Annotated in this window: 9 protein-coding genes; 5 read left to right on the top strand and 4 right to left on the bottom strand. The window is 73.1% G+C overall.

The window, feature by feature from the left end; genetic code table 11:
- The first annotated feature begins 63 nt into the window (after positions 1-63).
- From NOD94_RS06025 to NOD94_RS06035, 3 genes are read left to right on the top strand one after another with little or no spacing between them, the layout of a single operon-like run.
- Positions 64-1,173 carry an ATP-binding cassette domain-containing protein gene (locus tag NOD94_RS06025; protein WP_281204653.1) on the top strand — a complete coding sequence of 370 codons (1,110 nt, stop codon included), beginning with the start codon at positions 64-66 and terminating at the stop codon, positions 1,171-1,173.
- On the top strand, positions 1,145-3,238 hold the full coding sequence (locus NOD94_RS06030) for a YhgE/Pip domain-containing protein (protein WP_281204654.1): 2,094 nt from the start codon (positions 1,145-1,147) through the stop codon (positions 3,236-3,238). Before NOD94_RS06025 ends, NOD94_RS06030 begins: the two co-directional genes overlap by 29 nt.
- A 29-nt stretch (positions 3,239-3,267) precedes the next feature.
- Positions 3,268-3,900 carry a TetR/AcrR family transcriptional regulator gene (locus tag NOD94_RS06035; protein ID WP_281204655.1) on the top strand — a complete coding sequence of 211 codons (633 nt, stop codon included), beginning with the start codon at positions 3,268-3,270 and terminating at the stop codon, positions 3,898-3,900.
- Between the two features lie 325 nt (positions 3,901-4,225).
- Here NOD94_RS06035 and NOD94_RS06040 read toward each other — a convergent pair whose 3' ends face one another.
- The 4 genes from NOD94_RS06040 to NOD94_RS06055 form a co-directional block, all read right to left on the bottom strand.
- The gene (locus tag NOD94_RS06040) at positions 4,226-6,622 is read right to left on the bottom strand and encodes a DUF3488 and transglutaminase-like domain-containing protein (RefSeq protein ID WP_281204656.1); all 2,397 of its coding nucleotides are present in this window, start codon (positions 6,620-6,622) and stop codon (positions 4,226-4,228) included.
- Between the two features lie 14 nt (positions 6,623-6,636).
- On the bottom strand, positions 6,637-7,989 hold the full coding sequence (locus tag NOD94_RS06045) for a DUF58 domain-containing protein (protein WP_281204657.1): 1,353 nt from the start codon (positions 7,987-7,989) through the stop codon (positions 6,637-6,639).
- Positions 7,989-8,999: a MoxR family ATPase gene (locus NOD94_RS06050; RefSeq protein WP_281204658.1), complete on the bottom strand. Its 1,011-nt coding sequence runs from the start codon at positions 8,997-8,999 to the stop codon at positions 7,989-7,991. Before NOD94_RS06050 ends, NOD94_RS06045 begins: the two co-directional genes overlap by 1 nt.
- Before the next feature lie 138 nt (positions 9,000-9,137).
- Positions 9,138-9,689: a carbonic anhydrase gene (locus NOD94_RS06055; RefSeq protein WP_281204659.1), complete on the bottom strand. Its 552-nt coding sequence runs from the start codon at positions 9,687-9,689 to the stop codon at positions 9,138-9,140.
- Positions 9,690-10,000: 311 nt separating this feature from the next.
- On the opposite strand from NOD94_RS06055, the gene rsmH reads away from it, so the two are divergent.
- Complete coding sequence (rsmH, locus tag NOD94_RS06060) at positions 10,001-10,960, top strand: 16S rRNA (cytosine(1402)-N(4))-methyltransferase RsmH (protein WP_281204660.1); 960 nt, start codon at positions 10,001-10,003, stop codon at positions 10,958-10,960.
- A gap of 71 nt (positions 10,961-11,031) precedes the next feature.
- Positions 11,032-11,407: hypothetical protein (locus tag NOD94_RS06065; RefSeq protein WP_281204670.1), on the top strand; the 376-nt coding region annotated here is incomplete at its 3' end.

The raw sequence follows: 11,407 nt of genomic DNA on the forward strand, positions 1-11,407 counted from the left end.
CCCCCCTCATGTGCGGCCCTTGGCCCTGAACCTGATAGTTTTTGAACTGACCGGTCAGTTCAAATGAAGGGGGACGGCGTGGACAGCCCGCACGGCGCGGCCGTCAAGGCCGAGGACTTCGGACTCAAGGGCCCGCGCGGCTGGGCCTTCCGGGGCGTGGGCGTCGACGCGGCGCCCGGCTCGCTCATCGCACTCGAAGGGCCCTCCGGCAGCGGCCGCACCTGCCTGCTCCTGGCCCTCACCGGACGGATGAAGGCCACCGAGGGCCACGCCGAGATCGGCCGCCACCGGCTGCCGAAGAAGATGGCCGCGGTCCGCCGGATCTGCGCCCTGGGCCCGGTCCCCGGGGTCAACGACCTCGACCAGGCGCTCACCGTCGCCGAGCAGCTGCGCGAGGGCGCCCTCCTCCAGCGGCACTACACCGGTCCCGTACGCGCCCTGCTGCGCCCGCGCGGCGAGCGCCGGGCCGGGACCAAGGCCCGGATCGAGGAGGCCCTGACCGCGGTCGGACTGGACCTGGACACCCTCCCCAAGGGGCCGCGCACCTCGGTGCGCGACCTGGAGCGGCTGGAGGCCGTCCGGCTGTCCGTGGCCATCGCCCTGCTGGGCGGCCCCCGTCTGCTGGCCCTCGACGACCTGGACCTCAAGCTCTCGGACGCCGAGCGCGTCGACGTCTGGGACCTGCTGCGGTCCATCGCCGCCCGGGGGACCACGGTCCTCGCGGTGTGCAGCGAGGCCCCGGAGGACGTGACGGTGCTGCGCACGGTGCCGGCCGCGCCGGAGCCCGCGGCTGCGGCGAAGGCGGAGACCCGGGCGAAGGCCGCCGAGCCGGCCGGGAACGGGGCCGCGAACCCCGCCCCCGCCGCCTCCCGGGGCGCCGGTCCGAAGATCACCTGGGGCCTTTCCGACGGAGCCGCGTCCGCACCGGACGCGCCCGCCGCCCGGAAGTCGACCCCGGACAACGACACGGACGACGCCCCGGCCGAGGTCGAGGCCGAGGCCCAAACGGACGCGCCCGCGGACACGGCTTCGGAGACCGCCGACGACACCGCCGACGACACGGCTGACGACACGGCCGACGACACGGCCACCGAGACCGCCACCGCCACCACCACCCACCACGACCCGAAGGGAGCGGCGGACGATGCGATCGCCGAAGCTGGCCGCGCTTGAGCTGAAGCGGTTCGGGCGGGGGAAGCTGCCCCGTGCCGCGCTCGTCGCGCTGCTCCTGCTGCCGCTGCTGTACGGAGCCCTGTACCTCTGGTCCTTCTGGGACCCGTACAGCCGTCTCGACAAGGTTCCCGTCGCCCTGGTCAACGCCGACAAGGGCGCCACCGTGGACGGCAAGCGGGTCGAGGCCGGTGACGAGATCACCAAGAAGCTGCACGACAGCAAGACCTTCGACTGGCGCGAGGTCAGTGCCGCCGAGGCGGCGAAGGGCCTGGAGGACGGGAAGTACTACCTGTCCCTGACCATGCCCGCGGACTTCAGCGCGAAGATCGCCTCCAGCTCGGGCGACGACCCGGCCACCGGCGCCCTCCAGGTCCGCACGAACGACGCGAACAACTACATCGTCGGCTCGATCTCCAAGACGGTCTTCTCCGAGGTCCGCTCCGCCGCGTCCACCAACGCCTCCCGCGGCTTCCTCGACAAGATCTTCGTCAACTTCTCCGACCTGCACGACAAGACGGCCGAGGCCGCCGACGGCGCCGACAAGCTGAAGGACGGCGCGGGCAAGGCGCAGAAGGGCGCCAAGGACCTCGCCGACGGCCTCGACACGGCCAAGGAGAAGACCGGCGAGCTCAACGGCGGGCTGAAGAAGCTCAACACGTCCGCCGGCCAACTGGAGACCGGCGCGAAGGACCTCGCCGCCGGCACCCAGATCCTCGCCGACAAGGTCAACGGCGCGGCCGCCAAGGCCAAGCCCTTCGTCAGCGACCCGAAGTCCCTCGCGGCCAACGCGGCGCTCGTCGCCGACTCCGCCAAGGTGGTCAGGGAGCACCTCGACACGTTCATGAAGGCGGCCCCCGTCGCCGCCACCGTCACCAAGCGGGCCCAGACCGGCGCGGACAAGTACTACACCGACCACTGCGTCACGCCCGGGGCGGAGCCGCACCTGGCGTCCTGCCCCGACCTGAAGAAGGTCAAGGACGACGTCTCCGAGGGCGCGGCGGCCGCCGCGGACGCCAACAAGGTCGCCCAGGCCGCCGGCACCGACCTCGGCAAGCTCCGCGGTCAGCTCGCCGACCTGGAGAACAAGGCGCGCGAGCTCGTCGACAAGGCGCCCTCCCTCGCCTCCGACCTCGACCAGGCCGTCACCAAGGTCAACGCCCTCAACAGCGGCGCCCAGAAGGTCTCCTCGGGCATGGGCCAGCTGCACACCGGCATCGGCAGCGCCATGAAGGGCTCCGGCGCCATCAACGAGGGCGTCGGCAAGCTCGGCGACGGCGCGCACACCCTCGACGGCGGCATGTACAAGCTGGTCGACGGCTCCGGCGAGCTCGCCGGCGGCCTGCACGACGGCGCCGGCAAGATCCCGGACTACGACCAGCAGGCGCGCGACGCCCGCACCCAGGTCATGGCCGACCCCATCCGGCTCGCCAACCAGTCCCTGCACAAGGCACCCAACTACGGCACCGGCTTCGCCCCGTACTTCATCCCGCTGTCCCTCTGGGTCGGCGCGATGGTCGCCTACATGCTCATCGCCCCGATGAACAAGCGGGCCCTGTCCACGGGCGCCTCGCCCTGGCGGATCGCCCTCGCGGGCTGGCTGCCCGTGGTCGGGATCGGCGCCGCCCAGGTGGGCCTGTTGATGTCGGTGCTCCACTGGGCCCCCGGCCTCGGCCTGGAGATGGCCCGCCCGGCCCTGACCATCGGGTTCCTGCTGCTGGTCACCGGCTGCTTCGCGGCGATCGTCCAGTGGCTGAACGCCAAGTTCGGCGCCGCCGGACGCATCCTGGTACTGGCCGTCCTGATGCTCCAGCTGACCTCCGCGGGCGGTACGTACCCCGTTCAGACCAGTCCGGGCTTCTTCAACGCCATCCACCCGTTCCTGCCGATGTCGTACGTCGTCGAGAGCCTGCGCCGCCTGATCACCGGCGGCGATCTCACCCCGGTGTGGCAGGGCGGCGCGGTCCTGGTGGCCTTCACGGTCGGGGCCCTGGCCCTCACCGCGCTCGCCGCCCGCGGCAAGCAGGTGTGGACGATGGACCGGCTGCACCCGGAACTGAGCCTGTAAGGGGCTGTTGACCTGTGAGAATCAGCGCCATGGAAAGCAGCAGCACCGGTACGGGCGCGGGCGGCGCCCGCCGCCGGGCCACCCGGCAGAAGCTCTATGAAGCCGCCGTCACCCTGATCGCCGAACAGGGGTTCTCCGCGACCACGGTCGACGAGATCGCGGAGCGGGCGGGCGTGGCCAAGGGCACCGTCTACTACAACTTCGCGAGCAAGACCGACCTCTTCGAGGAGCTCCTGCGGCACGGGGTGGGGCTGCTCACCGCCTCGCTGCGGGCCGCGGCGGAGGAGACCGAGGCGCGCGGCGGCAGCCGCGTCGAGGCGCTGGACGGGATGATCCGCGCGGGCCTGGTCTTCATCGACCGCTACCCGGCCTTCACCCAGCTCTACGTCGCCGAACTGTGGCGGACCAACCGGGCCTGGCAGTCCACCCTGATGGTGGTCCGCCAGGAAGCCGTCGCGGTCGTCGAGACGGTGCTGCGCGAGGGCGTCGAACGGGGCGAACTCAGCTCCGAGATCGACGTCCCGCTGACGGCGGCGGCGATGGTCGGAATGGTGCTGGTGGCCGCGTTGGACTGGCAGGCCTTCCAGAGCGAACGCTCGCTGGACGACGTCCACTCGGCGCTGTCGCTGCTCCTGCGGGGCAGGGTCAGCGGCAGCCGGTGACCCCGCCCGGAACCCCCGGTCGGCGGTGCCCACCGGGGGCGTCCGGGACGTAGAACTGAGTATCCGTACCCAGGTGCCGAAATGAGTACCCGTACGGATGGCTCCCACCTGCGAGGACAGCAGACTGGGGTGACGGACAGGGCTTCGGCCCGCACCGCGGACACGGGGCCGCGGAGCGGGCCGGACCCCTGGCCGGGCAGGGATCGGGGGACCCTGGGAAGGGAAACGCCGGTGTGTCGGGGCTCGGGGGGAACGAGCCCGGACACACCGGCGTTTTCCGTGCGCACGTACCTCCGGGCGCCGCCCGGCCGGCGGTCGGCCCGCCTCAGCCCCGGCCGCGCAGCGGGATCCGGATGCGGCCGAACACGGCCGTAACCCGCTCCGACAGCGCGGACCAGCGGGCCGCCGCGGCCCAGGCCACCCGGGCCGCCGATCGCGGCAGCAGCAGCGCCCGCAGCCGTCCGGCCCGGTCCGCGGCCGCCAGCAGGCCGGCCCGTGCCAGCAGCACGTCGTCGGCGAGGCCGGGGTAGGACAGGTCGGCGCCGGGCGGCGCGTACAGCGCCCGTTCGACGGCGTCCGCCACCCGGTGGACGGCCGCGGCCGCCTCGGCCTCCAGCTTGCCCAGCGTCACGACGCGGGCCGCGGCCCGCCGCGGCGACAACGCCTCGTCCGGTGGGACGTTCACGTCCCAGGCGGCGTCACCCAGCTCCCGCCAGGCGTCCAGCACCTCCCGCGAACCCAGCCGGCGCGCCCGGACCCGGCCGCGCCACAGGACCGGCAGCAGCGGCAGGGCCAGTACGGCCAGCGCCGCGCCCGTCCAGCCGAGGACCACACCGACCGAAGGACCACCGGAACCCGACGCGGTGTCCTGGCCCAACGCCGGACCGCCGCACTCGCCGAGCTTCCTCAGCTCCGCAGGGCACTCGTCGGCCTTCGACGGCGCCGCCGAGGGCTGGGGGACGGCCTGCGACGGAAGCGCGGCCGGCGCCGACGGCTGGACGGTCGGAGCCTCGGCGCGGCTGTAGTCCGGCACCGAGATGCCCGCGCGGGGGGTCGGCTCGAAGCGCGTCCAGCCGACGCCCTCGAAGTACAGCTCCGGCCAGGCGTGCGCGTCCCGCATCGACACGTTGACACTGCCGTCCGCCTGCTTCTCGCCCGGCGTGAACCCGACCGCGACCCGCGCCGGGATCCCGAGGGTCCGCGACATGGCAGCCATCGAGAACGCGAAGTGGACGCAGAAGCCCTCCTTGTCGTTCAGGAACCGCGCGATGGCCTGCGAACCCGTACCCGAGGACACCTTCGTGTCGTAACGGAAGCCGCCGTTCACCGCGAAGAAGTCCTGGAGCCTGACCGCCCGCGTGTAGTCGTCCTTCGCCCCCGCGGTGACCCGCCGGGCCGTCTCCGCCACCACCGGCGGCAGGTTGTCCGGCAGTTTGGTGTACTCCGCCCGCACGAAGGGGTTCGGGCCCGGGGCGGACTGCAACTGCGCCGCCGTGGGCCGCAGCAGCAGGCTCCGTACGGTGTACTGCGCGCCCTGCACGTTCTGGAAGCGGTCCTTGCCCAGCTGGTCACCGACCAGGGTCCGGCCGGCCGGCTCGAAGCGCCACTTGCCGCCGATGTCCACCTGCGTCGCCGGGTACGGCATCGGCAGGTAGCGCTGGGCGTAGGTGTCCGCCGCCGAAACGGTGGTGCGCACCTCGCTCGCGCCCTCGCGGACCCGTTCGCTCAGCCCCGTGGGGGTCGGCAACCGCTCGGGAACGTCCGTCAGCGGGCGCCCGGAGGCCTCCCACTTCACCCCGTTGAACTCGTCCAGCGCCAGGATCCGCAGGTACTGCTCGCCCAGCTGGGGGCTGTCGGTGCGGTACCGCAGGACGACCCGGTTGTCCTGCGCGTTCAGGCTGCTCTGCAGCGAGACCAGCGGGTTCACCGCCGAGATCGTCCCGCCGGTCCCGCCGCCCGAACCGTCGTCACCGCCGGGCGGGCCCAGTACGCCGCTGCCGAGCGCGGGCAGCATGGCCGGCGCGACCAGCGCCAGTCCCAGCGCGGCCACGCCGATGCGGCGTCCGGTGCGCACCGGGGCGACCGCCTTGGTGCCCGACCCGCCCCCGTAGCCGGAGGCGGCCGACACCCGCCCGCCGGGGGCCGCGCCGAAGACCCGGCCCCACTGGGCGAGGCGGTCACGGCCCTCGGAGAGCAGCAACATCAGGTAGCCGCCGCCGGCCAGCACGAACGCGAACCAGGCGCCGCCCTGACCTGCGGACAGCCCGGCGGCCACCGAGTACAGCGCCAGCAGCGGCAGTCCGGCCGCGGCGGCGGTGCGCACGGTCACCGCGAGCACGTCGACGAGCAGGCCGATCAACAGGACGCCGGACAGCAGCAGCAGCCGGATGCCGTCGGTCGTGGGGGCCGGGATCGCGAACTCGGCGACGTCACGGGCGCCCTGCTGGAACAGGGCCCCGAAGTCGGTGACGAGGAAGGCCAGCGGCCCGGACCCGGTGGACTCGGCCTTCCCGGCGAAGAGGAACGCCAGTAGCAGCAGGGACACCAACAGCTGGGCGGCCACGGTCAGCGACCGGGCCAACGGGACCCGCCGCGCCCCGGCGCCGACGGCCGCCTGCACGCCCAGCAGCGCGGCCGCCTGGAGCAGCCAGCCGGACGATTCCACCAGCGGGGCCAGTGACCAGGAGGTCAGCAGCGTCGCCAGCATTCCGAAGAGCGTCACGCGCGCCCGTCCGCTCATCCCCTGCCTCCGGAGGTTCCCGTACCGAGCGGAGCGTTCCCGGCCTGCCGCCACAACTCGCCGAACGGGGCGCCGGGCGGTACGGACACCGCCGTCCAGCCCGCGTCCCGCAGCCGGCGCAGCCGGTCCTCCACCCGCGGGGGCTCTCCCGCCCAGGTCGCCGAGTCCAGTACGAACGCCACGGCGCCTCCGCTGCGTTGGCGCATCCGCGCCGCCATTTCCGCCTGTGCTTCGTCCAGGTCGCCGAAGAACGCGATGAGCAGGCCGTCCCCGCCGGACGCGGCGAAACCGGCGCCGCCGCGCAGGGCGTCGTGGGCTGCGGCGAGCCCGGACCCGTCGGAGTGCCCGACCACGGCGAGGGTGTCCATCATCAGCCCGGCCGCCTCGGCGGACTCCTGCCCGCCCGAGGTGAAGCCGCCGCCCTCGCCGCCCGCGGAATCGCCGGTGTCGGTCAGCAGCCGTACCGAGAAGCCCTGTTCGAGCACGTGCAGCAGGGTGGAGGCGGCCGCGGAAACGGCCCACTCGAAGGCGGAGTCGGGGCCGGCGCCCTCGTACGCGAGGTGCCGGGTGTCCAGCAGCACGGTGGCCTTGCTGCGCTGCGGCTGTTCCTCGCGGCGCACCATCAGCTCGCCGTAGCGGGCGGTGGAGCGCCAGTGGACCCGGCGCAGGTCGTCGCCGCGCCGGTAGGTGCGCGGGATCACGTCGTCGTCCCCGGCCAGGGCCAGCGAGCGGCGGGAGCCGTCGCCGTAGCCGTTCGCCTCGCCGGTCATGCGGACCGGGGGCAGGGGTTCGGTGCGGGGGATGACGGTGAGGGTGTCGTAGGCGCTGAAGGAGCGGGTCAGCTCGACCAACCCGAAGGGGTCGGTCAGGCGCAGTTGGAGCGGGCCCAGGGGGTAGCGGCCGCGCAGGTCGGAGCGCACCCGGTACGAGACCTCGCGCCGCCCGCCCGCCTCGACCCGGTCCAGGACGAACCGGGGACGGGGCCCCAGCACGTACGGCACCCGGTCCTGGAGCATGAGCAGTCCGGTCGGGACGCGGGAGACGTTCTCCATCCGCAGCTGGACCCGGGCCTCGCCCCCGGCGGGCACCCGCGAGGGGGTCAGCCGGCGGCTGCCGGAGACCCGGTGACGGGTGCGGTGCAGGGCGAGCACGCAGATCAGCGGGAGGACGACCAGTAGCAGCCCGACCCGCAGCAACTGGCTCTGGCCCAGGACGTACGCGCACGCGGCCGCGGCGGCACCGGCGGCCAGGAACGACCGGCCGCGGGTGGTCAGGCCGGCCAGCGAGGCCCGCAGTCCACCCGCCTCCCGCGGCAGCCCGCCGGCGCCGCGCTGGGCACCGGCGCTCATCAGAAGCCCCGGATGCCCGCGCCGGGCGGCATCTCGCCGCGGGCGTGCGCGGCGGGAACGGGGGTGCGCTGGAGGATGTCGTGGACGACCTGCTCGGCGGTGCGCCGGTTCAGCTGGGCCTGCGCCGTGGGCAGCAGCCGGTGCGCGAGGACGGGGGCGGCCAGCGCCTGCACGTCGTCGGGCAGGACGTACTCCCGGCCGGCCAGGGCGGCGGAGGCCTTCACGGCGCGCAGCAGGTGCAGGGTGGCGCGGGGGGACGCGCCCAGGCGCAGGTCCGGGTGGCTGCGGGTCGCGGAGACCAGGTCGACCACGTACCGGCGGACCGGGGCGGCGACGTACACCTCGCGGACGGCCTCGATCAGCTTGACGATGTCGTGGGCGTGCGCGACGGCCGTCAGGTCGTCGAGCGGGGAGACCCCGCCGTGCACGTCGAGCATCTGGAGCTCGGCCTCGGGGCTGGGGTAGCCGACGGAGACACGGGCCATGAAGCGGTCGCGCTGCGCCTCGGGGAGCGGGTAGGTGCCCTCCATCTCCACCGGGTTCTGCGTGGCGACCACCATGAACGGACTGGGCAGGGCGTAGGTGGTGCCGTCGATGGTGACCTGGCGTTCCTCCATCGACTCCAGCAGCGCGGACTGGGTCTTGGGGGAGGCGCGGTTGATCTCGTCACCGATGACGATCTGCGCGAAGATCGCGCCCGGCTTGAACTCGAACTCGCGGCGCTGCTGGTCGTAGATGCTGACGCCGGTGATGTCGGAGGGCAGCAGGTCCGGAGTGAACTGGATGCGCTGCACCGAACAGTCGATGGACTTGGCGAGCGTCTTGGCCAGCATGGTCTTGCCCACGCCTGGGACGTCCTCGATCAGCAGGTGTCCCTCGGCGAGCAGCACCGTCAGCGCGAGGCGCACGACCTCGGGCTTGCCCTCGATCACGCCCTCGACCGAGTGGCGGACCCGCTCTGCCGTGCTGGTCAGATCCGCGAGGCTGGCTCGGTCGTCGTACGTGGTCACCTGGTTCTCCTCGGCCCTTTCCCAGGGCCGACGCCGTTGGCGCATGTACCGGCCCACCCCTGAACGCGGACACCGGCCCCGAAGGTTTTCCGGGGGGCGTCACACCGCATTCTTGACGCCGTTACGGCCTTGTGTCACTCAAGAGGCGGGATCGATCTCCCGGAGCAGTCCGGTGTGCACGTCGAAGACGAAGCCTCGCACATCGTCGCGGAAGAGCAGGAAGGGGTTCGTGCGGACGCGCTGCATGGACTGGCGGACGTCCTGGTCGACGTCCCGGAAGGCCTCGACGGCCCAGGCGGGGCGCTGGCCGACCTCGTCCTCCAGCTCGTGCCGGAAGTCCTCGGTCAGGCTTTCGAGACCACAGCCGGTGTGGTGGATGAGTATCACCGCGCGGGTGCCCAGCGCCCGCTGGCTGATGGTGAGGGAGCGGATGGTGTCGTCCGTGACCACCCCGCCCGCGTTCCGGATGGTGTGGCAGTCGCCCAGTTCCAGGCCGAGGGCGGCGTGCAGGTCGAGGCGGGCGTCCATGCACGCCACGACGGCCACCTGGAGGACGGGGCGGGCGTCCATGCCCGGATCCGAGAACGCCGAGGCGTACTTGCGGTTCGCCTCGACCAGGCGATCGGTGACGGAACCGACGCCGGATGCCTGGGGAGCGGGGGTGGCTGGCAGGGATGCGGAAGTCGTCATGGTTAAGACGTTAGTGGTCACAGCTCGGTGAGGCATTGAGTGAGGGTGGACAAAGAAGGTCAACGAGGCTTGTTGTGAGCTAACCCACAGGGGTGGGGCGGAGGCCGCCGTTCGGGTGATTCGCGGCTTTTGCGGATTCACCGGGAGAGGGGCGCACCGGGCGCGGGGCGGTTCGTTGACCGTGGCGACCGTTGCACTAAAGTGACGCGAACCGGCCGGAGCCCGGCCCTCAGCGGCCGCCCGGCCCCCTGGTAAAACTCCGCGTGCGCGGCGCGGCGTACGCCTGCCGCGCCGTTATCTGAGAGGGCGCTTTGACTAGCGAGTCCCGACATGTCCCGGTGATGCTCCAGCGGTGCCTGGACCTGTTGGCCCCGGCGCTGGAGAGGCCGGGAGCCGTCGTCGTCGACTGCACCCTCGGCCTCGGCGGCCACAGCGAGGCCCTGCTCACCCGGTTCCCCGAGGCCCACCTGATCGGCCTCGACCGCGACAAGGAGGCCCTGCGGCTCTCCGGCGAGCGCCTCGCGCCGTTCGGCGACCGGGTCACCCTCGTCCACGCGATCTACGCCGACCTGGCCGAGGTACTGGACGGCCTGCGGATCCCCACCGTCCAGGGCATCCTCTTCGACCTGGGCGTGTCCTCCATGCAGCTCGACGAGGCCGACCGCGGGTTCGCCTACGCGCAGGACGCCCCCCTCGACATGCGCATGGACCAGAGCACGGGCATCAGCGCCGCCGAGGTCCTGAACACCTACGCCCCGGGCGAGCTCGTGCGGATCCTGCGCCAGTACGGCGAGGAGAAGCAGGCCAAGCGGATCGTGTCGGCGGTCGTCCGCGAGCGGGACAAGGAACCCTTCACCAACAGCGCCCGGCTCGTCGAGCTGATCCGCGACTCCCTCCCGCAGGCGGCCAAGCGCACCGGCGGCAACCCCGCCAAACGGACCTTCCAGGCCCTGCGCATCGAGGTCAACGGCGAGCTCTCCGGACTGGAGCGGGCCATCCCCGCCGCGGTGGACCGGATCGCCGTCGGCGGCCGGATCGCGGTGCTCTCGTACCACTCCCTGGAGGACCGGCTCGTCAAGCAGGTCTTCGCGGCGGGCGCGGCCTCCACCGCGCCGCCCGGCCTCCCGGTGGTGCCCGAGAAGTACCAGCCGAAGCTGAAGCTGCTGACGCGCGGCGCCGAGCTGCCGACCGAGGAGGAGATCGCCGAGAACCGGCGGGCCGCCCCGGCCCGGTGCCGCGGCGTCGAGCGTATCCGCGAGGCGCGGCTGTGACCCCGGCGGGCCGCTCCGGGGGCGGCAGGGCCGGCAAGGTGGCCACGCTGACCCGCGGGCAGGCGGCCCGCATCGGCCGGGCGCTCGGCAGCGGCCCGGCCGCGCGGCCCGGCGGCACCACACCGGGACAGGCCGCCCGGATGCCGTTCGTCCTGCTGGTCGTGGCACTCCTCGGCGGCGGGCTGATCAGCCTGCTGCTGCTGAACTCCGCGCTGAACGAGGGCTCCTTCCAGCTCAGCAAGCTGAAGAAGGAGACCACCGCGCTGACCGACGAGGAACAGGCCCTCCAGCGCGACGTCGACGGCTACTCGGCCCCCGACGCCCTCCAGCGCCGGGCCCACGAACTGGGCCTGGTGCCCGGCGGCAGCCCGGTCTTCCTCGGCGCCGACGGCAAGATCGCGGGCGCCGTCTCCACGGCCGAGGCCCCGCCGCCGCCCTCCCCGCCGC

This window comes from Streptomyces sp. Isolate_45, assembly GCF_024721315.2.
Classification (GTDB): domain Bacteria; phylum Actinomycetota; class Actinomycetes; order Streptomycetales; family Streptomycetaceae; genus Streptomyces.

What these genes read in the sequence shown, in the direction of transcription:
- NOD94_RS06035 (WP_281204655.1), top strand. Translation starts at nt 3,268, where the DNA reads ATGGAAAGCAGCAGCACCGGTACGGGCGCGGGCGGCGCCCGCCGCCGG.
- NOD94_RS06030 (WP_281204654.1), top strand. Translation starts at nt 1,145, where the DNA reads ATGCGATCGCCGAAGCTGGCCGCGCTTGAGCTGAAGCGGTTCGGGCGG.
- NOD94_RS06055 (WP_281204659.1), bottom strand. Translation starts at nt 9,689, where the DNA reads ATGACGACTTCCGCATCCCTGCCAGCCACCCCCGCTCCCCAGGCATCC.
- NOD94_RS06045 (WP_281204657.1), bottom strand. Translation starts at nt 7,989, where the DNA reads ATGAGCGCCGGTGCCCAGCGCGGCGCCGGCGGGCTGCCGCGGGAGGCG.
- NOD94_RS06025 (WP_281204653.1), top strand. Translation starts at nt 64, where the DNA reads ATGAAGGGGGACGGCGTGGACAGCCCGCACGGCGCGGCCGTCAAGGCC.